Origin of the sequence: Streptomyces sp. NPDC059895, from assembly GCF_042731035.1 — a bacterium.
Lineage (GTDB): Bacteria > Actinomycetota > Actinomycetes > Streptomycetales > Streptomycetaceae > Streptomyces.
The window spans coordinates 1-26,575 of the sequence record NZ_JBHWKO010000060.1 but is presented as its reverse complement, the minus strand read 5'-3'; the positions used below and the strand labels follow the sequence as shown (position 1 = coordinate 26,575).

At 70.1% G+C, this 26,575-nt stretch carries 23 protein-coding genes; 3 read left to right on the top strand and 20 right to left on the bottom strand.

The features are described 5' to 3' along the window. Window positions 1-30: 30 nt before the first annotated feature. The 15 genes from ACFV9M_RS37630 to ACFV9M_RS37560 all read right to left on the bottom strand — a co-directional run bounded on the left by ACFV9M_RS37630 (window position 31) and on the right by ACFV9M_RS37560 (window position 19,408). A complete protein-coding gene (locus ACFV9M_RS37630; RefSeq protein ID WP_385075451.1) occupies window positions 31-5,178 on the bottom strand; it encodes an amino acid adenylation domain-containing protein in 5,148 nt (1,715 codons plus the stop codon). Next, the gene (locus ACFV9M_RS37625; protein WP_385075448.1) at window positions 5,179-6,030 is read right to left on the bottom strand and encodes an SDR family NAD(P)-dependent oxidoreductase; all 852 of its coding nucleotides are present in this window, start codon (window positions 6,028-6,030) and stop codon (window positions 5,179-5,181) included. Beyond that, complete coding sequence (locus ACFV9M_RS37620) at window positions 6,027-7,310, bottom strand: DegT/DnrJ/EryC1/StrS family aminotransferase (RefSeq protein ID WP_385075445.1); 1,284 nt, start codon at window positions 7,308-7,310, stop codon at window positions 6,027-6,029. The genes ACFV9M_RS37625 and ACFV9M_RS37620 overlap by 4 nt, the downstream gene beginning before the upstream one ends. A 41-nt stretch (window positions 7,311-7,351) precedes the next feature. Beyond that, on the bottom strand, window positions 7,352-8,518 hold the full coding sequence (locus tag ACFV9M_RS37615) for a 2-deoxy-scyllo-inosose synthase (RefSeq protein WP_385075444.1): 1,167 nt from the start codon (window positions 8,516-8,518) through the stop codon (window positions 7,352-7,354). Between the two features lie 140 nt (window positions 8,519-8,658). Further along, window positions 8,659-9,588 carry an aminoglycoside phosphotransferase family protein gene (locus ACFV9M_RS37610; protein WP_385075441.1) on the bottom strand — a complete coding sequence of 310 codons (930 nt, stop codon included), beginning with the start codon at window positions 9,586-9,588 and terminating at the stop codon, window positions 8,659-8,661. Further along, window positions 9,572-10,429, bottom strand: coding sequence for an inositol monophosphatase family protein (locus ACFV9M_RS37605; RefSeq protein WP_385075440.1), 858 nt, complete (start codon window positions 10,427-10,429; stop codon window positions 9,572-9,574). The genes ACFV9M_RS37610 and ACFV9M_RS37605 overlap by 17 nt, the downstream gene beginning before the upstream one ends. After that, window positions 10,422-11,723 (bottom strand): condensation domain-containing protein, encoded by a 1,302-nt coding sequence (locus ACFV9M_RS37600; RefSeq protein ID WP_385075437.1) that lies wholly within the window; start codon window positions 11,721-11,723, stop codon window positions 10,422-10,424. The genes ACFV9M_RS37605 and ACFV9M_RS37600 overlap by 8 nt, the downstream gene beginning before the upstream one ends. A gap of 19 nt (window positions 11,724-11,742) precedes the next feature. Further along, window positions 11,743-13,536, bottom strand: a complete 1,794-nt coding sequence (locus tag ACFV9M_RS37595) for an ATP-binding cassette domain-containing protein (RefSeq protein WP_385075434.1) — start codon at window positions 13,534-13,536, stop codon at window positions 11,743-11,745. Beyond that, entirely contained in the window at window positions 13,533-15,392 is a 1,860-nt protein-coding gene (locus ACFV9M_RS37590; RefSeq protein ID WP_385075431.1) for an ABC transporter ATP-binding protein, read from the bottom strand. The genes ACFV9M_RS37595 and ACFV9M_RS37590 overlap by 4 nt, the downstream gene beginning before the upstream one ends. Before the next feature lie 51 nt (window positions 15,393-15,443). Next, complete coding sequence (locus ACFV9M_RS37585; protein WP_385075428.1) at window positions 15,444-16,484, bottom strand: inosamine-phosphate amidinotransferase 1; 1,041 nt, start codon at window positions 16,482-16,484, stop codon at window positions 15,444-15,446. Window positions 16,485-16,555: 71 nt separating this feature from the next. Beyond that, complete coding sequence (locus tag ACFV9M_RS37580; protein WP_385075425.1) at window positions 16,556-16,801, bottom strand: acyl carrier protein; 246 nt, start codon at window positions 16,799-16,801, stop codon at window positions 16,556-16,558. Window positions 16,802-16,831: 30 nt separating this feature from the next. Continuing rightward, window positions 16,832-17,806 (bottom strand): ParB N-terminal domain-containing protein, encoded by a 975-nt coding sequence (locus ACFV9M_RS37575; protein WP_385075422.1) that lies wholly within the window; start codon window positions 17,804-17,806, stop codon window positions 16,832-16,834. Window positions 17,807-18,240: 434 nt separating this feature from the next. Further along, a complete protein-coding gene (locus ACFV9M_RS37570; RefSeq protein ID WP_385075419.1) occupies window positions 18,241-18,465 on the bottom strand; it encodes a hypothetical protein in 225 nt (74 codons plus the stop codon). Further along, the gene (locus ACFV9M_RS37565; RefSeq protein ID WP_385075416.1) at window positions 18,462-19,076 is read right to left on the bottom strand and encodes a hypothetical protein; all 615 of its coding nucleotides are present in this window, start codon (window positions 19,074-19,076) and stop codon (window positions 18,462-18,464) included. The genes ACFV9M_RS37570 and ACFV9M_RS37565 overlap by 4 nt, the downstream gene beginning before the upstream one ends. A 200-nt stretch (window positions 19,077-19,276) precedes the next feature. Continuing rightward, window positions 19,277-19,408 (bottom strand): hypothetical protein, encoded by a 132-nt coding sequence (locus tag ACFV9M_RS37560; protein WP_385075413.1) that lies wholly within the window; start codon window positions 19,406-19,408, stop codon window positions 19,277-19,279. A 126-nt stretch (window positions 19,409-19,534) separates the two neighbouring features. Here ACFV9M_RS37560 and ACFV9M_RS37555 point away from each other — a divergent pair, with 126 nt between their 5' ends. Beyond that, the gene (locus ACFV9M_RS37555; protein ID WP_385075410.1) at window positions 19,535-20,581 is read left to right on the top strand and encodes a helix-turn-helix transcriptional regulator; all 1,047 of its coding nucleotides are present in this window, start codon (window positions 19,535-19,537) and stop codon (window positions 20,579-20,581) included. Here the strand turns inward: ACFV9M_RS37555 and ACFV9M_RS37550 are convergent. Next, complete coding sequence (locus ACFV9M_RS37550) at window positions 20,472-21,215, bottom strand: 3'-5' exonuclease (RefSeq protein ID WP_385075407.1); 744 nt, start codon at window positions 21,213-21,215, stop codon at window positions 20,472-20,474. The genes ACFV9M_RS37555 and ACFV9M_RS37550 overlap by 110 nt on opposite strands. 101 nt (window positions 21,216-21,316) lie before the next feature. Here ACFV9M_RS37550 and ACFV9M_RS37545 point away from each other — a divergent pair, with 101 nt between their 5' ends. Together ACFV9M_RS37545 and ACFV9M_RS37540 are read left to right on the top strand one after the other, a co-directional pair. Continuing rightward, entirely contained in the window at window positions 21,317-21,490 is a 174-nt protein-coding gene (locus tag ACFV9M_RS37545; protein ID WP_385075404.1) for a hypothetical protein, read from the top strand. Next, window positions 21,487-21,948 (top strand): hypothetical protein, encoded by a 462-nt coding sequence (locus tag ACFV9M_RS37540; protein WP_385075401.1) that lies wholly within the window; start codon window positions 21,487-21,489, stop codon window positions 21,946-21,948. Before ACFV9M_RS37545 ends, ACFV9M_RS37540 begins: the two co-directional genes overlap by 4 nt. A 129-nt stretch (window positions 21,949-22,077) precedes the next feature. Here ACFV9M_RS37540 and ACFV9M_RS37535 read toward each other — a convergent pair whose 3' ends face one another. From ACFV9M_RS37535 to istA, 4 genes are all read right to left on the bottom strand, one after another. Further along, window positions 22,078-23,226: a ParB/RepB/Spo0J family partition protein gene (locus ACFV9M_RS37535; RefSeq protein ID WP_385075398.1), complete on the bottom strand. Its 1,149-nt coding sequence runs from the start codon at window positions 23,224-23,226 to the stop codon at window positions 22,078-22,080. Then, on the bottom strand, window positions 23,226-23,708 hold the full coding sequence (locus tag ACFV9M_RS37530) for a ParA family protein (protein WP_385075395.1): 483 nt from the start codon (window positions 23,706-23,708) through the stop codon (window positions 23,226-23,228). The genes ACFV9M_RS37535 and ACFV9M_RS37530 overlap by 1 nt, the downstream gene beginning before the upstream one ends. Window positions 23,709-24,101: 393 nt before the next feature. Continuing rightward, window positions 24,102-24,893, bottom strand: coding sequence for an IS21-like element helper ATPase IstB (gene istB / locus ACFV9M_RS37525; protein WP_385075392.1), 792 nt, complete (start codon window positions 24,891-24,893; stop codon window positions 24,102-24,104). Next, window positions 24,893-26,398 (bottom strand): IS21 family transposase, encoded by a 1,506-nt coding sequence (istA, locus tag ACFV9M_RS37520; protein ID WP_385075389.1) that lies wholly within the window; start codon window positions 26,396-26,398, stop codon window positions 24,893-24,895. Before istA ends, istB begins: the two co-directional genes overlap by 1 nt. Between the last annotated feature and the right edge of the window lie 177 nt (window positions 26,399-26,575).

Genomic DNA, 26,575 nt, shown 5'->3' with positions numbered 1-26,575 from the left:
GTGCGGTGTCGGAATCGGTGACGCGCCGCCCTACCGGGGCGGACGCGCGGCCAGTCGTGCACGGGCGCCGCGCCGGGCGGCCAGATCGCCCTGGCGACCGGTCCTCGCGGGCCCGGGCGGTGGTGTCTGCGGGCCGCGGCGGTCGGCGAGGTGCTCGGCCAGGGAGCGTGGGCTCGGGAAGCGGAAGATCTCGGCCAGTGCGAAGCGGACGCCGTGGGCGGCGAGTCGCTGATGCAGGTGCACGAGGTCCAGTGAGCGGAGCCCCCACTCGAAGAACGTGCCGTCCGGCCCCGTCCGCGCACCCGGCGGGCCGGACCGCTCCCGGGCCAGCTCACCCGCCTCGCGGGCGATCAGCGCGGCCAGGTCGGCGGGGGGCCCGGGCTCGCCGGACGGGGCCAGCGCGGCGGCGGCCGGCAGAGCCGCGAGGGCGCTAAAATCGGTCTTTCCGTTGACCGTCACCGGAAGGCGGTCGACCCGCGTGAACCGCACGGGCAAGGCCCACTGCGGCAGATGTGCGCGCAACGCCCGTCGCAGACCGTCGCTTTCGAGCACCTGCGGGGCCACGTACCAAGCCTCGATCCGGTCGGGGGCGTCCGGAGCCGCGGCGACCGCGCAGTCCGTCACGCCGGGCAGCGCCGCGAGGACTCGCTCGATCCCGGCCGCCTCGACTCGGTGACCGTGCACGCCGATCTGCCGGTCGGCACGTCCGAGGACCACGATCCGGCCGTCGGGCGTCCGGTAGGCGAGGTCCCCCGTTCGGTAGGTCCGGTCCCTCGCCGTCCCCGGCACGTGGCGCGGAGGCGTGCGGCCCGACCCGCCGCGGTACTCCAGCGCCAGTCCCCTGCCGGTGACCACCAGTTCACCGGGGACACCGACGCCTGCCTCCCCGCGCGGCGTACGGACCGACAGCCCGCGGTGCGGGACGACGGCGGCCACGGCGACGGTCCCCGTGGCCGAGGAGGAGTCCCGCGGGCCCGGGCGCTCCCAGCGGCCCAGCGCGCTCGCTTGTGGGGTCTCCGTGGTGCCGTAGAGGTTGTGGACCTCGGCCCCGGGACACAGGCGCCCGACCGCCGCGGCGTCCGCGTCGCGCAGTGGCTCGCCGTGGAAGACGACGTGCCGTATCCGGTCCAGCGCCATCGGCCCGGACGCCACCGCGGTCACGAGCCGTGCGCGGGTCGCGGTGGTATGCCACACCGTCGTACCGGTCTCCTCGAAGAGCCGGGGCAGATCGGCCGGGTGCAGCCGGGCTTCGTCCGGAATGTGCACGGCGGCGCCCAGGACGAGGGGAAGCAGCAGGTCTCGGAAGACCGGGTCGTGGGCCGGCGGCGTGGTGAGGCAGAAGACGTCGTCGGCGTCCAGGCCGAGGTGGTCCGCGTACCAGTCGAGTGCCTCGGGCAGCGCCTCGGACGGCAGTGCCACGACCTCCGGCGTGCCGGTCGTTCCCGACGTCATGAGCAGATGACCCACCGTTCCCGCGGCCATCGCCGTCGACCCGGCGGCGCTCGGCGCCCCCTCTGCGGGTAGGTCGCCGCCCAGGCCGAGCATGGGGACAGCGGCGTCCTCGGCCGTGTCCGCCGTGTCACCGGGCGCGTCGAGCCGTATCCGCAGGACGGCACCGGCGGCGGACAGGGCGGCGCCGTTCCACCGGTCGGGATGGGAGACGTCGAGGAGGAGCACGGGACGGCCGGTGAACCAGGCGGCGAGAACGGCCACCGGCAGGTCGCGGTGCCGCTGGGCGTACACGGCGACCGGGCCCGACGTGGGGGCGTCCCGGGTCGCGTGGGCGATCAGCCCGGCGATCCGTCGTACCCGGTCGGCCAGTTCGCCGTACGTCGTCGCGCCGTCGGCGGTGTGGACGGCCACGTTCCCGGGCCGCTCCCGCCCGTGGTCGAGCACCCGGGCCACCAGATCCGTGCAGGTGCGCACCGCGCCCCGGGCAGGTGCCGGAGTGGCGGCGGCGACCATGCCCGTGGTAGTGACCGGCGCCGCGCCCCCGGCCAGCCGGGTGACCTCGTCGGCGCACTGGCTGAGGAACTCGCGTGCGATGTCGTCCGGCCACAGGTCCAGCGCGTGGACGAGTCGCAGCACGTACCCGCCGTCCGGTGAACGGCTGACGTACAGAGCTGCGTCGAAGAGGGACCAGGGCGTCGGCGGTTCGACCGGCGTGGCCCGGTACCCCGCGAACGTGGTGGGCGGGGCCGCCTGTGTGAGGTCGTTGAACCAGACCTGGAACAGCGGGTTGCGTGACGGGTCGCGAGGCAGTCCGAGTTCCTCGACGAGTCCGTCGAAGGGCAGGGACCCGTGCTCGACGGCCGACAGCAGCGCGTCCGCCACGGGTTCCAGCAGGTCTTCGGGACCGGCACCGCCCGGGACGGCGAGGCGCACGGCGAGGGTGCGCATGAAGAACCCGACGGTGCGGTGCTCCTGCGGCGACTCCCGACCGGAGACGGGCACGCCGATCGTCAGGTCGTCAACCCCGGCCCAGTCGGCGAGCACTCTTGCGTAGCAGGCCAGGATCAGCATGGCCGGGGTGACGCGCCGTTCCAGGGCACGCTGCCGCAGCGACGCGCTCACGGCGGGGCCCAGCTCCCGCTCTACGCCGGATCCCCGGAAGGTGGGCACCGCGGGGCGTGGGCGCTGGAGCGAGAGGTTCAGCTCCTGAGGGGCGTCCTTCAGCCGCTCCCGCCAGTAGGCGATCTCGCGGGCACGCCTGGACGGCGCGGGGGGCCGTCCGGCCGTCGCGTCGCCGGGGCGCGGTGCCGGGTCCGGTTCGCCGCCCTGCCCGGTGCCGTCACGGCACTCGAAGTCGTAGCGGGTGGCCAGCTCGGTGCAGAGCAGGTCCAGGGTCTGCTGGTCGGAGACCATGTGGTCGAGGGAGACGAGTACCGCGCTGCGTCGCGCACCGCTCATGTCCAACAGCAGGCCGAGGGCAGCCCTGGGCAGTCGGTGCGCCCGGAAGACCGGCCAGGCGGTGTCCGCGGCGAAGTCCCGTACAGCCTGCCGCCAGCCACGGTCGGCGTGGGACGACAGGACGACGCGTGTGGCGGACGCCGGCAGTGCGGACACCTCGTGGACACGGGCCACGGGAGTTCCTGCGGGGCTGGTGTCGATCGTCGTCCGCAGCGCCTCGTGCCGGGCCACCAGCCACGCCCACGCCCGCTGCAGCGCGGCGGCGTCCAGCAGACCCTGGACCTCCAGCAGGCCGACGACGTTGTAGGCGGGTGAGTCCGGGAACATCTGCTGGTGGATCCACAGGCGTCGCTGCTGCGGGGAGAGGGCGGGCGGCCCGGCGGGCCCCGGAGCGGCCGACGGCAGCGGCCCACCTTCGTCCGCTGGCACCAGTGCGCGCAGTCCGGCCAGGGAGATGTTCCGGCGTAGGATCGTCGCGAGGGACGGCCGGATTCCCCATCGCCGCTCCACGGCGGCGATCAGTCGTACGGCGGCGAGACTGTGCCCGCCCGCTTCGAGAAAGCCCGTGTCCTCGTCCGGCGGGGGGCCGCCCAGGGCCTCGGCCCAGAGGCAGCCCAGCGGGTCGTCGTCCGGGGCCGGGCGAGGCGTCGGCCCGTCGGCGAGCCGTTTGAGCAACGCGGCACGGTCCAGCTTCCCGTTCGGCGTGAGGGGGAAGGACTCCATCCTCTCGATCCGGGTGGGGACCAGGTGGCGGGGAAGCCGGGCGGCCAGCGCCCGCTGGAGGGCGGCAGGGTTCGGCCCGTCCTGCTTCCGCGGGTCCTGCTCCGGGCGGTCCTCGGCGATCACGAAGCCGGCCAGGTATCCGTCACCGTGGCAGTTCCTCGCCGCAACGACGACGGCGCGGTCGACCCCCGGCACGGCGCACAGCGCGCTCTCCACCTCGGCCGTCTCGATGCGGAAGCCGTTGACCTTCACCTGGGTGTCGGTGCGCCCGATGAACTCCATCTCGCCGTCCGCCCGGACGCGCACCAGGTCGCCCGTGCGGTACATGCGGCCGTCGGGAGGGCCGAAAGGGTCCCGCACGAAGCGCTTGGCGGTGAGCCGGGGCTGGCCCAGGTAACCGCGCGCCAGGCCCTCCCCGGCGATGTAGAGCTCCCCCTCCTGTTCCACGGCCACCGGCTTCAGTTCGCCGTCCAGAACGTGTAGCGAGGTGTTTCGGGCCGGTCGCCCGATGGGGACGGGCCCCGGGGGGAGCACCGAGCCGGGCGGCACATGAAAGATCATGCAGCCCACGGTGGCTTCGGTGGGGCCGTACTCGTTGAACACGTGCACGCCGGGGTTCGCGCGGCGCCACCGGTCCAGTTGTTCGGCGGTGAGCTGCTCGCCGCCGATCACCAGGCTGCCGCCGGCCCGCACCAGTCCGGGCAGTGCGTCGAGCAGTGCGAGGTGGCTGGGCGTCACCTTGAGGAAGTCGCAGGCGCCGGACGGCCCGTCGCCGTCGGCCGACTCGTCGAGTTCGGCCACCTTGAGCGTGCCGCCCACGGTCAGGGGCGCGAAGAGCGTCGTGACGGTCAGGTCGAAGGAGACCGGTGAGTGGAGGATCGTCGCCCCGTCCAGGCCGGGGTAGGACGCCACCGCCCACGTCACGTAGTCGACGACGGATCGGTGCTCGACGATGACGCCCTTGGGACGGCCGGTGGAGCCCGAGGTGTAGATGACGTACGCCGGGTGCCGTGGTGTCGGCGGCTGCGCCGGGCGGGCCTTTCCCGGCCCGCTGTCCAGGTCCCCGAGGTCGTCCGGCCGCACGCCGTCGTCGATCAGGACGGGCCGCGAGAACGCGGGCAGTAGCGACGTCAGGGATCCGGCGGTGACGACGCACACCGGTGCCACGTCGTCCAGCATGTACAGGATGCGGTCGCTCGGGTAGTCGGGGTCCATGGGGACGTAGGCGGCGCCGCTCTTGAGGACCGCGTACAGGGCGACGACGAGTTCGGGCGAGCGCGGCAGGACGACGGCGACGTAGCGCTCGGGGCCGGCACCGCGCCGCACCAGGCGGGCGGCAAGCTGGCCGGCCGCGGCTTCCAGCTCGCCGTACGACAGGCTGCGGCCCTGCCCCTCGACCGCCGTGCGCCCTGGTGTCCTGGTGGCCTGCCGCCGCAGCAGCTCCGGCAGCGTGAGGTCGGGAACCTCCCGGTACTCACCGGTGAGGGCGGCGGCAACCCGGCTGTCCGTCCCACTGCCCGTCCTGTTGTCCGTCCTGTGGTCCATTCAGGGCTCCAGACCCACGAGGTCCGCACTGAACTTCCAGAGCTGTGCGGCCAGTTCGCCGTCGCGGGCGAGCGGGGCGGGTTCCTTCGGGAGGCGGTCCACGTAGTAGAGGCCGCGCGGGTCCCCGCCCTCGGCGTCGGTCGCGAGCCAGACCAAGGTGTCCGCGCCCTTCTCCGGGGCCGCCAGCAGAAACCTCTCGAAGGGCTTGACCAGCCGGACGAAGGGAGAGTCCCGGTTCAGGTCGGTCGTGACGGCACCGGGGTGGAAGGCGGAGGCGGGCAGTCCGGTCCGCCTGCGCAGCTCGCTCGTGAACAGGATGTTGGCCAGCTTGGAACGCCCGTAGGACCGTTGGCTCTTCCACCCGTGTGCCATCTGAGGGTCGCCGAAGTTGAAGGCGCCCTTCACATGGGTGGACGAGGAGGTGGTGACCACCCGGCCAGCGGACTCTTGCAGCCGTTCGCCCAGGAGGCGGGTCAGCAGGTAGGGGGCCAGGTGGTTGACGGCCAGGTTCAGTTCGTACCCGTCCGCCGTCAGCGTGCGCCGACTGGGCTGCGCGGCCGCATTGTTGACCAGGGCGTCGATGCGCGGACAGCGTTCCAGCAGGGCCGCCGCCAGGTCCCGTACGTTCGCCATGTCGCTCAGGTCGGCGGCGATCGGCTCGGGCACCTGGAGGCCCTCGGGTGCCACACCCGCCATCCGCCGGTGAACGTCCGCCAGTTTCTCGGTGGAGCGGCCGACGGCGACCACCTGCCGCCCGCGTCGGGTGAGTTCCACCACGGCTGCCGCCCCGATGCCGGAACTCGCGCCGGTGACGATGATTTGCCCCACGTCCCGTACCTCTTCCGTCGTCACTTGGTCTCCGTGGCACGGAGCCGCCCGGCGTTTCGGCGCACCTTTGCGAACGCCTCCACGATCGCTTCGCGGTGCGCGTCCTCGCCCAGGAGCATCGGGTGGTGGAACAGCACCGTCCGTGCGGCCTCCCGGTGCGCGGCCGGGAGGTGGAACCTGCCGGGGTCCAGTCGGTCGGCCCGGGGACCGCTCCCGGCTCCGGGCAGACGGCGCGGGTCGTAGAGCGGGTGACCGTCCAGGGGCCGGTAGGGGGCGTGGACCCAGTACCCGAGCTCGGCGCCGAGTGCCACGCACACCGCGGCCGCGTCGAGTCCCGCGAACGCCCCCTCGCGCAGGCGTATCGCGTAGTGGTAGTAGGCACGCTGGTCGTTGGCCGCGTACGGGATGATCGGTTCGAGATCGCCCTCGGCGACGAGGTCCTTGTCCAGCTGCTCCGCGAACAGGGCACGCCGCCGGTTCTGCTCGGGAAGCCGTTCCAGCCCGTCGAGCAGGAGGCTCGCCTGGATCTCGGTCAGGTGCATGTTCCAGCCCTGGACCACGGACAGTTCCACGAGGTCCGGGCGGCCCGGTGTGTGGGGACCGGGCGCATAGCGGCGGCCATCGCCGCGCAGCATCTCGACCTTGGCGCGCAGTGACTCGTCGGACGTGACGAACAGGCCTCCCTCGCCGGAGGTGAGGGTCTTGCCCTGCTGTGCGCTGAAGGTGCCGAAGTCGCCCAGACTGCCCGCGCCGGCGCCTCGCCATTGGGCCCCGTAGGACTGCGCGGCGTCCTCGATCAGCGCCAGGCCGTGCCGGCCCGCGAGGGCGCGCAGGGTGTCCATGTCGGCCATGGCCGAGTAGAGGTGCACGGCGGTGACGGCCACCGTGGCCGGGGTGATCGCGGCCTCGACCGCGCGCGGGTCGATGCACAGGGTGTTGGGGTCGATGTCCACGAGGACGGGCACGGCACCGGTCCTGGCGACCACCGACGCACTCGCCACCCAGGTCAGTCCGGGGACGATGACCTCGTCCCCGGGGCTGACGCCCAAGGCGTGCAGCCCGGCGATCAGGGCGCTGGAACAGTGGTCGACCGGCACGCACCACCCGGCGCCGACGAATGCCGCGAACCTGTCCGCCAGCTCGCGCTCGACGGGCCGGGTCCCGGTCCACGGTCCGCTGACCGCCCATCTTTCACTGCGCAGTGTCCCGGACACGCGCTCCAGCGTGTCGGGACCGAGCTGCGGCCAACGGGGCCAGCCCGCGGTCCAGACCGGCGACCCGCCGTGCAGGGCAAGGTCTGTCATCACGTCACCTCACGTTTCCTCGGGGCGAGTGCGGCTCGTTCTCAGTGCTGGAGGGACAGTCCGTGCCGCTCGACCTGGAGGCCGGCGACCGTCTCCCGGACCAGGTCCATGGGGACGGGGACCAGCGGCAGGTCGCGCGAACCCATCGGCGTGCCCAGCTTGTCCAGGACGACCATCGCCGCCTCCTCCCCGGAGACCGGCAGGTAGCCACGTTTGTTGTCCCGCCGGACGACGTTGACGACCTCCGTTGTCTCCAGACCGGACGGGACGACGACCGGGGCGCCGAGCGCGTGCGCGAGTTCGTCGTGCAGGGCCACGTCGTCGCGGGTGAGGCCGCCGACCTCCGCGGAGATGCGGGCGGCCGCCAGCATGCCGAACATCACGGCCTCGCCGTGCGAGATACCAGCGGAGCCCCGAAGTCGCTGGTCGCACAACTCGACGGCGTGGCCGATGGTGTGGCCGTACTCCAGAATCAGGCCCGTCCGCTGCTCGTAGCGGTCCTGTGCCGTGACGGAGATCTTCGCCTCGAGGCTCTCCTCCAGCAGCCACAGCAGCGTGTCCGGCGCCGTGAGGTCGCCCCGGGCTAGGACGCGGCGCAGGTCCGGGATGGCGTCGGGACGGATGGCCAGGCAGTTCTTGGTCGCCTCGCACAGACCGGACCGCAGCTCCCGGTCCACCAGGGTGCGCAGCAGAGCCACGTCCAGGTAGACCGCTTCGGGCGTGTGGTAGGTGCCGATGTGGTTTTTCCCGGAACCGCTGTTGATCGCTTGCTTGAGCGAAATCACCGAATCCATCGCCGAGACGGTCGTGGTGGGAATGTGCACGAGGCGCACCCCCCGGAACAGGAGCGCGGCAACCACTCCCGCGAGATTGCCCGGAACTCCGCCGCCGAACGCGACGACGACGGATCGCCGAGTGGCCCCGGAGGTGATGGCTTCTTCGAGGTGCGACGCCAGGTTGGCCGGTGACTTGATGTTCTCGCCAGCCGGAAGGCTGAGCACCTGGACGGGAGCATGTGCGCCGAGCCCGGGCAACAGGGAATCACCGTGCTGGGCCAGTACGTTGTCGTCGGTGACGACGATGAATCTGTCCGCGTCGTGCGCGGCAATCGATGTGACGATCCGGTCCATGCAGTCGTACCCGTAGAAATACGGGTACCGAGTTTCACCGAGGGCAACGGTGCGCATGTTCCAATTCATGTCGGCCATGGCTCAGGAGGCTACTCAAGTCCCGACGCGCCTACGCATTGCTGATGAACACCGGCAAGGAATGGCACGGACACAGGGAAAGCCCCGCCAGAAGGGGGTCAACCACTGCTGGCGGGGCTTCGGTGAATGTAGAAATCCTATCAAACGGCCTTCGGGGCGTCGCCAGTGAGACAATCGTCGGGAAGATATCTGAGAAGCCGTCCCCACATGGCTTTGTCCTCTTGGTCTCCCGCGCACTGCCTCATGAACCGGGAGGAGTATTCCGCCACTTCGCTGAGAATCCACCGGATCTCGTAGAAGCGGAGGAATGCGTCCCGGCAGCGTGTGGTGACGTCAATGCCGAGGGTCCTGCCGATGTGGAACCAGTCGCACTCGGGCGGACCGGCCGTCGCACCGCCCCAGTCCGCCAGCATGAGCCCTTCCGGGGTCCGCAGGACGTTCGCGGCACTTGGTTCGCCGTGTGTGATGCCCTGGGCGTCGAAGGATGCGGCGCAGTGCCGTCCGAGCCGGCGGGCCTCGGCGCGCAACGCGAGCAGCTCCCGTCGGTGTGCGCGCAGCAGCCGGTGGAGCCGCGCGGGGTAGCCGCCGGCTGGCTCCGGGCCCCGTGCGAAGGCCGTGGCGGCGTCCAGGTCAGCGTCGAAGGACAGCGTGAAGTCCTCGACCGGCAGGTCGTGGGGCGCGCGCACCGAGTGCACTTCCTCGATCATGGCGGTGATGCGCTCCGACTCGTCCGCCGTCGGCCGGGCTCGGGCCACCTGCTCGGCGTGGACCAAGGGGAAGACGACGACCGGCCAGCCGTCGACCAGGCGGACGACGCGCCCGTCGGCGCCGGTGAGGGGGGCCAGGACGTAGTGCAGTCCTGCCTCCCTGAGCAGCGTGGCGACCCGGTAGGCCGCCGGTACGTGACCCCGCAGGTCACGGCGCAGACTGACCCAGAGACCGCCCAGGCGGTAGGCCCAGCTGTCCTCGCCGAGCGGTACGAACTCCAGCTTTCCGAAGGCCTGTTCGTACTGTGACGTCACTGTCTGTCGCAGCACGTCGAGGTCTACGTCCTCAGGTGGCAAAAGCATGGTCCGGTCCCTCCTTTTCCCGGCGGACGGTCCCCGGTGTCGCCGTGGCCGCCGCCACCGGCAGGTGCGGGGCGAGTACGGTGCCGAGTGCCATGTGCACGGCGGCCGCCCCGTACAGCCCCCAGTGCAGGTCGAGCCGGCCGCCTCCCAGGGGGTCGGTGAACCGGCCACCCGCCTCGGCGACCAGCAGCGCGCCGGGAGCCATGTCCCAGGCGTTGCCGCCCTCGTCGAGAACGGCGTCGAGGCGTCCCTCCAGCAGCGCGACGACGGGTGAGGACTCCGGCACCCAGCAGGCGTGCAAGGCGATCGCCGCGGCTGCTGCGGACTCCGACGGGGGGACGAAACCGCCCACCCGCGCGGTGGCCAGGTCCGCCGCGGCGGTGACAGCCACCCGGCGGCCGGTGGAGACCGGCGTGGTGTCCGGTCCTGTGTGAGCGCCCGCGCCGCGCACCGCCCACCAGCGGCGTTCGAGGGACGGTCGGTTCAGAACGGCGACCTGGAGCTGGCCGTCGATTTCGAGGGCGATGTGGGTTCCCCAGTTGTCCTCTCCCGCCAGGAAGGGCACCGTGCCGTCGATGGGGTCGAGGATCCAGCGTCTGCTGCCCGAGGCGCACGTGCCGCTCTCCTCCGTCAGTATGCCGTCCTTGGGCCGCGCCCAGCGCAGGATCCGCACCAGGGCGCGGTCCACCTCGAGATCGGCCTCGCTGACGGGGCTGCCGTCGTCCTTGCTCCGCGTCGGTATGTTGGCCTGTCCGAAGTGCCTGATGGCGATCCGGGTGGCGACGTCCGCCATGTGATGGGCGAGTTCCAGGTCGCCGAGGTCGGCCGGGGCGTCAGCCACGTCCCTCACCCGCCCGGGTGGACAGCTTGCAGACGGCTGAGGCGAGGGCCGCGGCCAGCTCGTCGACGACGCCCTCGGCGACCTCGGCCGGGCGGAAGGTGATCCGCCCCCGCAGTTCCTCCTCCGTGAACTGCCAGCGGACCTGCACCGCCCGGCGGTCGCGTGCCGGGACGGGCACGTCCAGGGCGGTCAGCACCGCCGGGCCGAGCCGGGGCGAGTCGAACTCGTCGCCCGCGGCGCCAGCGAAGTTCACCTTGAGCGGTTCCGGCCCGCCGCAGGCTTCCAGGACGTGATCCTCGTAGACATGACGGTGGGGCTCCGACGACCGCCACGCCTCTCCCGCCCGGCACGCGAGACGCAGGGGTAGGTCCACGGGCGTGGCGGCCAGGCGCGTGATGCGTGCGTTGACGCAGTGCCCCACCACGTCCCAGCCGCGGCCGCGGTCGCGGCCAGCCGTGTCCGTGCCCAGGAGCAGGTCCCGCTGCCCTGTGGTCCGCGCCACGGCCCAGGCCGTGGCCCCCAGCAGCGCCACGCTCGGTGAGATACGGTTCTCGCGAGCGACGCGGCGCACCGCGGCCTGTGAGCCGGATGCCGCGGTGAAGGTGTGCCGGGCGGTCTGCCAGGTATCGGCCCCGGCCCCTTCGGCTGGCGGCGGGCACCAGGACACGGCGGACGGCGCGCCCGCTGTGACGTCCCGCCAGAAGCCCATCGAGCGCTCGGCGAGCTCGGGCCAGGACCGGCGCTGGTCGCGGACGAAGTCCGGGTAGTCGTAGGTGAGCGGGGAGAGCCGGGCCGGGCGCCCCTGCGTGCGCGCGGCGTAGAACTCCGACAGGTCGCGCCAGATGACCGACAGCGACCATCCGTCGTAGATCAGATGGTGCAGGGTGAAGGAGAGCAGGGTGCCGTCGGAGGTGGTGTGCAGGGCCGCTCGGAACAGCGCGGCCCCGTCCAGTACCTCGTCGGGCCCGCAACGCTCGGTGGCCAGGGCCCCGGCGACGTCCGACGCCCCACGGTGCCCCCATTCCCGGAAGGCCAGGCGCCGGCACGGCGGGTCGGCGACGTACTGTCCGTGGCCCCCGTCGTGCGCGGTGACGACGGTGCGCAGCATGGCGTGCCGACGTGTCAGGTCCTCCACCGCCGCGACCAGGGCCTCCCGGTTGAGTGGACCGTCCACCCGGAACAGGGTGACGAGGTCGTACTGTTCGGCGCACTCGGGACGGCGCGTCATGTTCCGGATCATGCCCGCCTGCTGGAAGGAGAGCGGCAGCACAGACCGCGGCGAATGGTTCCTCATGGGCACCAGGCTCCTTCGGTCAAGAGTTGGAGTAGGCGGTGGCCTGGATGCCGTACAGCTCCGCGTACCGCCCACCGAGGCGCATCAGGGTGTCGTGGTCGCCCGACTCGATGAGCCTGCCCTTGTCCAGCACCAGGATGAGGTCGGCCCCCGTGACGGTGGAGAAGCGGTGCGACACGATGACCGTGACGGCTCCCGTCTGCCGGGCGAGTGTCCTGGCCCTGGTCATGTAGCGCTCGAATATGACCTGCTCACTCGGTGCGTCGAGCGAGGCGGTGGGCTCGTCGAGTATGAAAAGCAGGGGATCGGGGCGCATGGAGGCACGGGCCAGCGCGGTGCGCTGCCACTGCCCCTCCGAGAGGTCCACGCCGTCCAGTTCCCGCCCCAGCTGGGTCTCCAGGCCTGCCGGAAGCCCGTCCGCCAGATGCTCGGCGTCCGCGGCCCGCAGTGCCGCGCGCACGGCCGCCCGGTCGCCGATGTTCCGCAGGTCCCCGAGGCCCACGGTTTCGGCGAAGACCGTCCGGAACCGTCCGAAGTCCTGGAAGGTGGCGCTCGAACGGGCTCGCCAGCGCTCCGTGTCGACGTCGGTGAGTTCCACGCCGTCGACCAGGATCCGGCCGGTGTCGGGCCGGTACAGCTTGCTGAGCATCTTGACCAGCGTGGTCTTGCCCGATCCGTACTCGCCGACGATCGCGACCACGGAACCGGCCGGGAAACGCAGGTTCAGGCCGTCCAGCGCCATGACGTCCGTGCCGGGGTAGGAGTACGAGACGTTCTCCAGCGTGATGCCCTCCGACAGTGCCGGCGGAGGCGGGGTGTTCCCGGTGGTGCGTGCCCGGTCCTGGGCGACGTAGGACCGGAACCACAGGTACGGCTCGATCACCCGCCGGGCTCCGGCCGTCGAGGTGGTACTGGCCACGGTGCTCTGCACGGTCTGGCGCAGGCCGGCCGCCACCGTCACCGCTAGGACCAGGTCCCCGGCCGTGCCGTGCCCCTGCGCGGTGCGGTATGTGACCAGGCCGAGCCCGCCGACGAAGCCCACAGCGAAGGTCAGCCAGCCGGCCAGCTTCCAGGCCCCGGCTACGAGCTGGGCCCGGCCCCGTGGCCCCATCGCGGCCTCCCATGCCTCCTGTTGCCGCGCGACGATCTCGGGCCCCGCCCCGGAGACGCGGATCTCCTTGCCCGAGTCTGCCTTCACTGCCAGTTCGGCCAGGTGCTGTTGCAGGCGGTAGGCCTCCGCCGTCTCCACCTCCACGCGCTTGACCGTCCCCTGGCCGCGGTGGTCGCACAGCACCGGTGCGAGGGCGAACAGCAGCAGGATTAGGAGCCAGGGGCTGACCGTGCCGAGTAGCAGCAGCGTGGCAACCAGTTTCAGCACGTTGGCCACGGCCTGTGCGGCGTTCCAGAAGCTCGCCGCCAACTGGCTGGTCGATGCCCGGACTATGGTCACCCGGTCCAGGAAGTCGGTCCGCTCCAGGTGGTCCAGGCCTTGGAGCGAGGCGATGTCCCGATGCACCCTCGGATGCAGTTCCAGTCGGCCGACGCGATCAGCCGTGGTGGACCGCAGCAGTCCGGTCGAGTCCTGCAGGACCAGGTTCACTGCGTAGACGGCGCCCGCCACGATTGCGCTGGCCACCGCGGCGCCTCGATCGCCGCGGACGATGGCGTCCACGGCCTCACGCAGGGCGAGGGCACTGGCGGCGACGGCTACGACGGAGCAGGCCAGGGACGCCAGGGTCAGCAGGGTGAGCCGTCGCTGCGACAGCCAGGAGAGGAGGAAGATCTCTTTCCACAGACTCGTGAAGCCTTTCACAGCAGCCCTCCCCTACCGGCCTCTTCGGGCAGGTCGCGTGTGAAGCGTTCCGCCTGGATGGCGAACATCCGCGCGTAGGCACCGTCGAGGGCCATCAGCTCCTCGTGCGTGCCGGACTCCGTGATGCGGCCGTCCTCCAGCAGGACGATGCGGTCGGCCTGCCGCACGGTAGACAGCCGGTGGGAGATCAGTACGACACTGGTGTCCCCCTTGTTCCTGGCCAGGCGGTCGAAGACGTCGAATTCCGTACGTACGTCGAGATGAGCGGTGGGCTCGTCCAGCACCAGCAGCTTCGCGCCTTGGTGGACGGCGTACAGCGCCCGGGTCAGCACGATCTGCTGCCACTGGCCGCCGGACAGGTCCACGCCGCCGGTCCGCGACCGCGCCAGGGGCGTGTCCCACCCCGACGGCAGTCGCTCTAGCACCGCGTCGAGCCCCGCCTCACGGGCCGCGGCCGACAGCGCCTCGGCGCTCGGTTCCGCCATGGCCTGGCCGAGGCGCACATTGTCGGCCGCGGACAGGTGGTACCGGACGAAGTCCTGGAACACGATGGAGAGCCGGGTCCGCCAGACATCGGGGGCGAGCGTCTCCGTGTCGAGACCGTCCGCGGTGATCCGTCCGCCCGTCGGGCGGTACAGCCCCGCGAGCAGCTTGATGAGCGTCGACTTGCCGGCCCCGTTGAGACCGACGACGGCCAGCAGTTCCCCGGGGCGTATGTCGAGGTCGACTCCTTTCAGCACTTGGCGGTCGGTGCCGGGGTAGGCGAACTCGACTTGGTCGTACACGACGTGGGGCGGGCGCGTGACCGTGTCCGGCAGCCGGCTCGGCATCCCGTCGGCGGCTGCGCCGGAGGGGAGGTCGTCGTCGCGCAGCGCTTCGGTCAGCGCGTCGAAGGCGCGGAGCACGCGCATCCCTCCCAGGATGTGGTAGGTCTCCGCGTTGGGCCCCAGGATCTGGATCAGCGACCAGCTGGCGGCGAAGACCGCAGTCGCCACGGCCGCCGTGGTACCACCGTCCACCGCACTCCGCGCCACCACCACGTACGCGGGTATCAGCCCCACGCACACGATCAGGAACTGCCGCCAGGTGGAGAGCAGCATCGTGGTGATGTAGGACCACAGCGGTTCGTTGGCCTCCCGGACGTGCGCCTGCATCCGCTCGACCATCCAGTCCGACAGCCCGAAAACGCGGATGTCCTTCCCCTCGCCGGGTGAGACCGATGCCTGGCGCCACACGTCCGCGAACAACTCCCCCCGGGTGGCGTCTTTCCACCGTACCGTCAGCCCCAGGTCCAATCGGCCGCGCAGGATGCGGTTGACCACAGCGGGGATCAATACGACGGGCACCAACCACCACGCGTAGGCGAAAAGGACCAGGCACGCGGCGACGGCGCCGACCACGCTCGCCGTCCAGCGCAGCAGGCCCACGGCGCCGTCGGAGGGGGTGGAGTCGTAACCCCGACTGCGGTCGGCCAGGGCCTCCCGCACCAGCGTCTGCACCTCGGGGCGTTCCAGGGCCTGGATCCTGCGGCTCGTCACGGCCGCGCGGGTGACCGCGGCCCGGTGCCGGCCGTCGACGCGCGCGGACGCCACGAACGCCAGCGGCGCCGCGGCGGCCTCGGCGACATGACCCACCACCAGCACGACCGCGAAGGTCCCCAGGGGGACCAGCGCCGACCGGAACAGGTCGGCGCCGTCCGTCTGGACAAGAGCGTCCACGAGGAACGCGAGGGCCATCGCGCTGGCGGCGGGAACGAGACGCTCCAGCAGCAGCGCGACGACGAGAAGGCCGACGACCGGCCACCCGGCCGCTCGCAGAATCCCAAGCAGGCGGATCCTCTCAGTGATCCCGGTCACAAGTTCTCCTAAAGCCGTCCGAGAAGGGTTCCGCCTTCTGGCACCGGGGTCCTACAGGTACGTCTCTAGCGTCCCGGTGCGTCGGACGTCGAGGGACACGCAGTGGAAGGAACCACCGAGGGTGCGCGCGTGGGTGAGGGACAGGGGCAGGACGTCGACCCCGTGCTTCTCGAGCATCCGTATCAGGTCCGGCTGCCGCTTGTCCGCGACGACCAGACCGGGCTTGACCACCAGGAGGTTCATGCCGATCCAGGTAGAACAGTACGGCCGCTCCCCCACGAAGCCGGTGTCCACCAGTTCCGGGCACCAGATCTTGTCCCAGCCGCGCAGGAAGCCGGGCATGTTCTTCTCGTTCACCCGCTCGGGGTTGAGCAGCACGAGCCCCGGTCGCAGCGGCACGATGGTGGAGTCGACGTGTGTGGAGGCGTAGAGGTCACGGCAGGGGTGGACGGTGTAGGTGTCGCCGAGGGTGGCCTGGAGCCATCGCCAGCCCTTTTCGTTTCCGCTGTCGGACACCAGGTAGAGGATGTCCGTGCCGAATCGCAGGATGTTGGCCGCGTCGAAGGCCGGTTCCAGGTCGAGGAGGCGGTGGCCGGGCTCCCGGTCCGCGTCGAACATGTCGTCGCCGAGCCGGGGTTTGGGCGCCGATATCCACTTGGAGCCGCTGGAGAAGAACTCGATCAGCATGTCCTTGTAAGCGAATGGCTCTAGGAATCGCGAGCGCAGCACCATGGGCGTTTCGATGACCACGTTACCGACCGTCAGCAGTACGTCCCTTGGGCAGTAGTTGTAGAAGCCGTCCGTCTGCCAGTCCGGGGTGGAGACGGTCGCCGCGTGGTCGGTCTCCTGCGGTCGTCTGACCTTGACGCCGAGGTCCGTGAGCTCGGCACAGAGTTGCTCGAGGTCGTCCTGCGTCTCCTCGACGACCTGTTGGGGAACCGGACCGGAGGGTATACGGCCCATCGAGCCATGGTCGGCGAACTCAATGGCGAAGAGGTCCTTGCCGGGCCTGGGCACCTGGGCGCCCTCGATGGAGCCGATGACGACTTCCTCCAACGGGTCCCATTCATTGTGAACGTCGACGAGACTCATGAGCCGTTCCCTTCCTTCGATGCATCTTCAGCGTGACCGGGTGAGTTTTCTCGGACTTGCTCGGCTCGTGCTCAGCCCTTGCTCAGCGGCAGCGCGGCGATCTCGGCGTGCACCTCCGCGAAGCTCTCCGCGAAAAGAATGTCGGACGCCTCGACGGCGATACCCCACCGCTCCTCTATGAGCGTCGCGATACGCAGGGCCATGAGCGAGTCGCCACCGATTTCGATGAAATTCGCGTCGGCCGTGGGAGGGGCGACCCCAATGACATCGCCGCACAGCTTCGTCAGGTCCTGAATGTCGGGAACCGGTGCTTTCACGACTGCCCTTCTTTTACTTTTCCGGGGCGATCACTTCGGCATAGCGTAATCATCGGCGGCCTGTCGACGCCTTGTATCGTGAACGCCTGGGCCCTGCTGGCTGAGCTCCCTGGCGAGGGCCAGCCATTCCGCGGCGCAGCGCCGGGCCAGACCGGCAGCCGTCTCCGACCAGTGCGGGGGGAGCCCGTCCAGGACGACCCTCCACTCCTCACCCAGCACCAGGTGTGCGTCCAGCCAGCGCATCAGCGCCCGGCCGCGCTCCGTGTAACGCAGCCCCGGGTCCTGGGACAGTGCCCGGTAGCGGTCGGCGACCGTGTCGGCCGTGTCGACGTCCTCGGGGGCCAGGGGGACGCCGGCCTCCATAAGGGCGCGGACCGTGTGGGCAGTGCCCACAGAGACCCCCGCCTCGCGGGCAATCTGGCGGATCGAGGCCTTCGGCCGTGCGGCGATGACGGCGCTGGCGCGGGTTCTCGCGTCACCGGCTCTGAGCGGCCGCACCCGGCCGTCCCGGCCCAGCCGCGTGTTCGACTGCGCGTTTTCCTCGGACGAACGGATGCGCAACCGACCCACGGTCTTCGGGCTAAGCCCGACCACGGCGGCGATGGCACGGTCCGACCAGTGCGGATGCGTCCCCACGATCCGTTTCGCCGCTGAGCGGCGCTCTGCCAGGCACAAGGGCAGGCCGTGCCGGGCATTGAGGCGCACCGAAAGGACGAACGCGTCCGCGTCGCTGCCGTCGAAGTACCGGACGGCCACGTGCCGACGTCCTAGCGAGGTGTACGCCCGCACTCTGTGCTGGCCATCGATGACGCGGAGAGTCGAGCGGTGGACGACGATCGGCGGCAGTTCCGCGTCGTGGTGGCAGAGCGTCTGGATGTGCTGTTCGTCGCCCGCATCCAGCCGCGGCGAGTCGGTCAACACCAGGGACGTGATGCTGACGTGGTGCACCTCGGGTGCGATGGCGGCCAGTATGTGCGCATCCGCTGGATCGGCCGGCTGGTTCACCTTTCTCTCCCGTCCTTCTCCACTGGTCTGCTCGTCCCCTCATCGCTTCGACGCGGGGCTGGAGGGTGCCTGGAAGGCACAACCGGCATGGGCGCGCGCGGCATACGAGACGATGTCGGCGCATGCGGTCGGCAGCCCGCGTAGAAAGGCCCCCGCGTAGCGTCTGCCGATCAGGAAGGCGTCCCAGTTCAGAACCCATCCACTGGCCTCGAGTCCGCGCGAAGGCAGCGGCCCCGTCGCGCACGGAGCACAGTCCCGTGGTGCAGCCGGCTAGTTCCGGCAGGGTCTCCCCTATACCGGGTTCTGTGATGTAGCTCAGTACGGTCCACCGGTGGTCGGTGCTCGGGACGGTCACCGGGCCGACGGTCGTCTCCACGACGCTGAACATGCTTCTCCCTGCCTGGGTCGATGAGGGGTGCGGTGGTGGCTGGCCGTCACACGGCGTCCAGGTACCGGTCCACTTCCCATGGGGTCACCAGGCGATGCCAGGCATTCCAGTCGGCGCGGCTCGCCTCCAGCCAGGCCCGGGTAGTGAGGTCTCCCAGGGCTTCCCTGACCGTCGGGCTCTCCTCCAGGGCCCGCAGCGCGGTGAGCAGGTCGGTGGGCAGCGGCGCGATGCCGCGTACGGCGCGCTCGATGCGCGCTCCGTCGGTGGTCACGGCCCCGCCACAGGGGCCGGAAGCGGAGAACAGCAAGCCGCAGCCGCGCACGACGCCTCCCAGGGCGCTGCCGGTGTGGGCGACGAGCCAGTCACCCTCCGGTGCTCGGCGTTCAGCACCTCACCGGTGACCACACGCAGTCCGGCCTCGAGCGACGTCCATTCGAGGTAGTCGGCCCAGTCCTGATGGGTGGGCTGGGGCCTTCCCTGGTCGATCCAGCGCCCGCAGGCCGCCGTTCGCATCGGGTAGCCGGTCCAGCTGAAGCCGACCAGGCGCCACCCGATTTCGCCGACCCCGGGGGCACGGCGGTCGCCCCACGCGGAGCTGCCGTAGGAGAAGCCCAGGTCCTTCTCGGGCAGGGTCCCCAGATGCTGGCGTCCGTCAGTCCAGCCGTCTCCGGGCTGCCGGTTGGCCGCTGTGCGGTGGCGTTCGACGGCCACTACCTCGGGCACGTTGAAGCTGGCATCGTGCAGGTCCTTGGACTTCTCGGCCAGCGCGAGGGCCTTGGGCCCCGCACCGATGACCAGGAGGGGCCGGTCGTGCCGGGGCGTGCCGCCGGCGGGTGGCCGGTCCGGCACGCGGGAGATGCGGCAGGTCGCGAGGTCACTCAAGGTCTCGTCACGCCTCCCAGGAAGTGCGCGGGGGCGAAGGCGGCGGGGATGCCCCGTCCGATTCCGCCACGGATCCGCTGGGCCAACTGTTCGGGGATGACTTGCGAGTAGGGCATTCCGTGGCCCTTGAACGCTGCCATCATCCACAGACGTCCTTTGTGCCGGCCATCGGTCGGTGGTGTTCGTGTCCGCTCGTGGGCTCATCCCCAACCAGTGTCCTCCCCAGCGACGACGGCGTCGGCCGGGGCGGGCTCGTGCGCCGCAGTGACCGCGCTGGCCACCGCCGCAATAACCAGGAACGCCGCGACTAGGTAGCTCTTCGCCTTCTTCATTTCGAATCCCCCAAGTGCGACATCTTGAGTTCCACTCCTGACCCGATCTTTGCTTCAGCTCGTTCACCTCCGCCATACATCCGTTGGATCATGGATATGCAGTGCCGAAATAGGAAGGCTGAATGAATGGGAAGAGAACAGGCGGTAAGCGGGCGGAACGGACAGGACTCGGCGATCCAGGCCCTGCAGAAGCTCTACGTCCAGGCGTTGCGGCAGGGCGCGGGCACCCGTGAAGACCTGACGCGCGATCTGGACCTGCCGCCGTCGGCAGCAGCGCCGGCCTTCGAGCGACTGCTCGCGCTGGGACTGCTGGAGCCCCGGCAGGACAGCCCGGGCGCCTACGAACAGCGCCTGCTGGACGTGGCCGAGGCGCGCACCACCGCTCCCCTGCACGAGGCTCTGCACGAGGCCCAGCGACGCATCGACACCGTGGCGCAGGAGTTCGCGGCACTGCGAGAGGCTCGCGAGTTCGCGCGGGAGATCCAGAACCAGTCCGACATCACGCTCAAAATCGATGCGCCCGACATCGACCCTTTGCTGGAGGAGACAGCCAAAGGATGTCAGACGGAGGTCTTAACGGCCCAGCCCGGTGGCCCGCGCCCCGTCGACGTCCTCGGTCAGGCGCAGGAGCGCGACACGTCGATGCTGGATCGGGGCGTCTCCATGCGCACCATCTACCAGCACAGCGCCCGGTTCAGTCGCGCCACGGAAGCCTACGCGTCCCGCCTGAGCGCGGTCGGGGCGGAGATCCGCACCCTGGACATCCTCTTTCCCAGGCTCATCGTCTTCGACCGGCGGATCGCCTTCATCCCCCTGCACGAGGGGTCCGGCGCTCTGCGCATCCACCATCAGGGGGTGGTGTCGTTCCTGGTCAGTGTCTTTGAGATGGCCTGGCAGGCGGCCTCGCCGTTCGCGTCGGCCTACGAGTCACGCCGGGAGGGGTTCGTCGTCTCCGACACCCAGCGCGCCATTTCGCGGCTGTTGCTGGTCGAGGACAAGGACGCCGCTATAGCCCGCCGTCTCGGCATCAGTGAACGGTCCTGTCGCCAGCACATCGCCAAGCTCATGGTCCAACTGGGCGCACGGAACCGCACCCACCTCGGGTTCCTGCTTGCTTCCGAACTGTACGAGGAACCTCGAAACGCCCGGCCATCTCGTCAAGCCGTGAGATGACGGCGCGCGCATCGCCCAGGGCCCGGTGGCCGCCGCCCAGCTTCTGCCAGGTGTAGCTGCCCCAGTAGTCGTGCCAGTCGCCGAAGAAGGCGGCGTACTGCTCCATCGCGCACTCCTCCCACACCTGCGCGTCCAGCCAGGCCTGCGCGGCCGCGTGCCGCCGGGTGCCGTAGCGGGAGTGCTTGGTGAAGTCGACCGTGCCCCGGGCGAGGTGATGCAGGTGGAGCTCCCACCCCAGCCGGCCGGTGTCATAATCCCGGTGGTAGATCACGATCCAGCGCCCGGCGAGGGCCTCGGTGAGGCGGGGGAGGATCTCGGAGAAGGTGGGCGCATCTTCGACCATGACGTCGGTGATTTTGTGTTTGCCGTGGCCTCCGCGGGGATCCGGCTCGCCGCCGGGGTTGAGCAGCGTCTCGAGCCGTTCGCCCGCCGCTGCGTCTCCACGCTCGCGTTCGGTCTCCTGGTCGCACGGGGTGCAGTGCCAGTCGGCCATCGCCTGCTCGGGCTCGCTCATCGCCGCCCACACCATGAGCGGGTACAGCTGCACCAGACACCGCCGGCACGAGCGCTCGACCAGCGACCGGGCCACCCGCCGTGCGCGCTCGCGGCGTTCGTCGCACGCCAGGCACATCACGTCGCCCTCCTGGCCGGTGTCGGCGTCCGGAAGACGGTGCCGCAGTCCTGGCAGGTCCGGCGACGCAGGTCCTCCCGGCGCTGGCCTCCCGGTCCTCGCACATGGCGCACATCCCCCACACCGGAACCGAAGCCCGACGCCGCGACGACACCGGCTTCACGCTGCTCCGCCTCGGTCCCTACACCCAGACCTTGTTCGCTTCCCGCGACGTCGACCCCCACGGCGCCGACACCGTCGCACTCATGGCCGACGCTCTCGCGGGGGTGAGCGCGTGACCGCCATGCCCTTGTACGAGATCGAGACCAGCGAGGGCGACGACGGCACCATGCACCCCGTCGAACAGCTCTGGAGGCCCTGCGCCGACGACGCGGCCGACAGCGGCTTCGTCGCCCACCGCGGCCTGTACCTCTCCGGCATCGACGACCCGGCCGACGACCGCCTCTACCTGGTGGCTCTCGTCGTGCTCGGACACCAGAGGTGGGCCAACGTCATCGAGGCCGCCGCGTACATGGACCGCATCCACGGCTGGCGCAACCTCCATCTCTACCCGGACGTCGACGCGGCGGAGCTCATTCCTCGGATCCCGCGCGCCGTCCACACGCACGGTGTCTTCTTGCGGCACCCGCATCGGGACCGCCCGTGCGGCTGTGAGTGGGACGACACCCAGCACCGAGTCCGGAGCTGTACCGCTCACCGCGATGAGGCACCCGGCGGCCGCAGCCAACATCCCTAACCCCGACGAAGGCGCTCTGGCAACCTGGGCGGCCTGACACACAACACCAAGCACGAAAAAGGCCCGTACGCTCCCATAGTTCATAACTGGGGTGTACGGGCCTTTTTGTGTTTCCAAGGAGCCTGAGGATCAGGCCAGCTGCTCCTGCTGCACCAGTTCCTGGAGCAGCAGCCGGTAAGCGGCAGGATGCTCTTCGCGCAGGACTGCCAGCCAGAAGCGCCCACCCTTCACGAAGTCGTCGGTGGCCATCTTCACGTGCAGGTGCTGAACGATATAGATGGGGTCGTCGTACGGCAGCCGGCGCGGTTGTCCGTCGTCCCTCTGAGCTGCAGAGACAAGAGCTGCATCGCCTTCGTCATGCCGCGGGCTGGGTACAGACGTAGCACCCTGTTCGGCAGAGGAAGAGTTCACGGGGGCAGCGCTCTGGTTTACCGCGGTAAACCGTCCGCCATCCTCATCAGGATCCTGATCGGGAGACCCATTCGGCGACTTCTGGTTTACCGCGGTAAACCGCCCCGTGTCCGAAGCCTGCTGCGGTGTGATCTCAGAGGGCGGCGTGGAGGGCGCGGCTGCAGTCTGGGCACGCAACTGCGCAGCCGCCTCCTTCTCCAGGCGCCGCCGATCCAGCTCGTCCCGCCATGCGACCGCCTGCGACTCCTGTGGCAGGCCGGCGATGTCCCGGGCCACTCGGACCGGCATATCGCCCGAGCTCACCAAGTTCTGCAGTTCCGGCACCAGCTTGAGCAGCTTGCGCTGCTGGCTGACCCAGCCCTTGGTCTTGTCGTAGTAGGAAGCCACGTGATCCGCGCCCCCGAGCTCGGTGACCATGGTCTCGATGGCGATAGCCCGCTCGATGGGATCCAGGTCCTTGCGGTCGTTGTTCTCCGACTGGACCGCGTCAAGGAAATCAGCCTTGGACTTGGCGACGTCCTCACGGTGGACAACCTCAAGAGCCTGCATCCCGACGAGCTTGGCTGCGCGGTACCGGCGCTCACCGTTGGCGATGACGTAGGAGGCTGCCCCGACGCGCTCGGCTTCCTCGGGCCACAGCTTGAGGTAGGCCGCGCGGGAGACGACCACCGCAGACTGGAGCTGCTCCTTCTGCAGCTTCTCCCCGAACTCGCGCAGTTCGCCCTCGGTGCCGAAGTTGCGGCGTGGGTTGAACCGGGTGCAGTGCAGCTTGTCCAGCGGCAATGAGAGAAGTACTGCGTCGCCCTTGCCGGGCACATCTTCGACCTTGGCGCCGGCGAGGGAAGCGAGGCTGGTACGGCGTCCCATCAGCGGCCACCGCCATAGCCGAGTTCGATGGCCAGGCGGTAGAAGTCCTCGCGTGCCTTGTACGAAGGGCGGTTCTCCTCGTACTGAGTGACAACCCTGCCTTCCACAGATGCCCGGGTGTGGACTTTGTAGCGCCGTATCACCGACTCCAGGGCCGGCCACCCCTGTGCGGCGATGTAGTCGCGCGTTTCCTCAAGGTCGGCCTTGCCGTCCCGGGGGTCCCAGTTGTTGATGAGCACCCTGTACGGCAGGCCGGTGGGTTCGATGACCTTCGCGATGGTGCGGGCGGTTGGGTCGAAGGCGAGAGGCTCCGGCGGAATGGGGACGATGACTTCGTGGGCGTACTTGAGGGCCTCAAGAAGGAGGTTCTCGTCCTGAAGGCTTCCGGGCGTGTCGATGAAGATGTACTGAAGCTGGCCGGAGCCCTTCAGGACATCGGCCACGACCGCGCCGAGGTTGAGCGTGACGGTGGTCTTGCCCACGCCACCCTTCTGTTGGCGATGACGACGACCTTGGCGCCTGTGTCCTTGAGGATGGCCAGGTTCTCCGGAGTCTCGTGCTCCTGGGAGAAGTCGAATGGGAGGTTCGTGATCCTGTTGGCCCACCAAACTGTGGAGGCCTGTGGGTCGATGGACACGACATAAACAGCAGCTTGCATGTGTGCTCCGTGTGCTTCCCGTACTTTCCGGTACTTCGGGCGTGGAGCATCATCTCAGATACCGGCGCTGAGGATGGAGACGGACTCCGACAAGTCATCCTTGGTGCCTGTCAACGGCCATTTGTTTGCCCCGGTGGCGGCCAGATGTTCCATGCGCTCATGGCCGACTCGGCGTCCCCAGTGGCGGCCAGATATCTCCGCCGTTCTGAGGGCTCGTTCACCTCAGGGGCATCACCCCCTTCCCGGTGGTGGCCTCGGTGAGGCGGAACGATTCACCCTGCGTGACCACGACGTGAGCGTGATGGAGGAGCCGGTCGACGGTGGCGGTGGCCAGGGTCTTCGGCATGATCTCGTCGAAGCCTGACGGGTGGAGATTGCTGCTCACGGCCAGTGCCCGCCGTTCGTAGGCGGCGTCGACCAGGCGGTAGAAGCCTTCGGCGGCGTCCGGCGAGACGGGCAGCAGGCCGATGTCGTCGACGATGATCAGGTCGGTGCGGATGAGCCGGGTCATGGCTCTGGCGAGGGAGTGGTCGGCGCGGTGGCGGCGGACGAGGGCGCCGAGGTCTTCGATGGTGAACCAGGCGACGGTTAGGCCGGCTTCGACTGCGGTCTGCCCCAGTGCCTCCGTGAAGTGCGACTTTCCCGTCCCGGACGGGCCGCAGATGCAGAGGTTCTCCCGGCGGCCGACCCATTCGAGGGTCTTGAGGGAGTCCTGGACCTGGCGGGTTATGGAGGACGCTTGCTCGTCCCAGTCGCCGAAGGTCTTCCCGGCGGGGAACCCGGCCCGCTTGCGGCGGGTCCGCAGGTTCGCCGCGTCGCGTCCGGCGGCCTCTTCGGCCAGCAGGACGCGGACGACCTCGGCGGGGTCCCAGCGTTGGGCCTTGGCGGTGGGGATCAGGTCGCTCAACGCACGCCGCAGATGCGGGAGTTTGAGCCGCTTGGTGAGCTCGATGGCTTCGGCCAGCGGGTCGCCGTGGGCGCCGGTGATGGTGCGGATCGGGGTGGCCATCAGTGCTCGTCCTTGTCGCTGGTGATGCCGAAGCTGGACCAGGCGGAGGTGCCCGGCTGGAGGCTGTGCTGTTCGGTGGCCCGGGTGGGCTCGACGGTTTCCAGGCCGGCCTGGTAGGTGACGATGGAGATCAGGTCGTTTTCCGCGAACCGGCCGGCGATCGCCGCGGTGCCCAGGGCCCGGTCGGCCTCGGCGACGGAGTGGAGCTTGGCCAGGGCGACGGCCTCGGCCATCTTCGGCTTGAGCCGTCGGGCCCCGGAGGCCGCGGCCTCCATGAGCCAGGAGGCGGCGCCGGGACCGAGGGCGAGGAAAGCAGCCTCCTCCACGGTGGTTGCCCGAGGCGTGCGGTCGGCTTCCTTGTTCTCCCGTGGCGGGTAGTGCTCGTCCTTGGTCGAGGGGTGGCCCGGGGCCGAGCGGTCGTGCCGGGCGACCTCGGCGGGCCCGTCCTCGCCGACGGCGGTGACGATCAGCTCGTCGCCGTGGAAACGGGCCCAGACGCGGGTGTCGACCAGTTGGTGCGGGACCGAGTAGCGCACTCCCTCAACGGAGATGGTGGACTCCCAGTTCACCCGCCGCGTGGTGCCGAACGCGACCGTGAACGGTTGCTTCGGCAGTGGATGGAGTCGCTGTTGCTCTTCGAGCAGGGCCTCAGCGGGGCGGCGTCGGCTCTGGCGGTGGACGCGGTCGTTGACCGTGTCGCAGAACTCCCGGCAGGCCGCCTCCAGTTGTCCCATCGTCTTGTACTGGGGCAGCAGGTTCGCCGAGGTGGGCACCAGGTCCGCCTTCGCGATGCGGACGGTCGCCTCGCTGCCGCCCTTCGTCTCGGGATCCGCCGGCAGGCAGGTGCGGATGGTCATGCCGTAGTGCCGACCGACCTCGACGATCTCGGGGTTGCGGACCGCGATGTTCGCGATGTGCTCGGTCGTGACGGTCTTCTCGTTGTCCGTGAGCGCGTAGGTGGGGACGCCGCCGATCCGCCGCAGCGTGGCATCGAGGCAGGCCACGATCGTCGGCAGGGTCTTGTCGAAGACCGGGATGACGACCCGGAACCTCGACCAGGCCAGCCAGGCGCACCACAACGATGTACGTTTTCCGCCGATGCGCGGGCCCTCGCCCCAGTCCCACTGCAGCCAGAGCGCCGGCTCGGCGATCCAGGGCCGGTAGACCCGGTGGTGCCCGGAGCGCATCCTCGCCTTGGCCTCGGCGACCGCTCGGCGGGTGGTGCGGTCCCCGCCGGTGAAGCCCATCGCAGTGATCCGCCGGTGCACGATGTCCGCGCGTATCCGCCCCTTCGAGGCGGCCACCAACTCCTCGATCTTGTCCATATATTCGTCGATCGGGCGGGCACGGTGCTGCCGCTCGACAGGACGCTCGCCCTGCTCGCGCAGCTGCACATACCGCTTCACCGTGTGGTGGTCGACGCCGGCCAGGTCGGCCGCAGCGCGGTAACTCCCCGTGAGGTCGTACGCCTCCAGGATTTCCATGATCTCCCTGCTGTTCTTCACACCGGCCAGCTTCGCTGGCCGGTGTCCGTCCAGGTCCGGGGAGGTATCCGGCCGCCAGTGGGGAAGCTCGCGGCCACAAAGTGCTAGTAGGACTCCGTTAGGTTGCTCTGGCTCTTGGGTTCTGGCTGGTGGCGGAGGTTCTGGGCAGGGGGCGGTGGCAGGTGGTGCAGGTGCCGG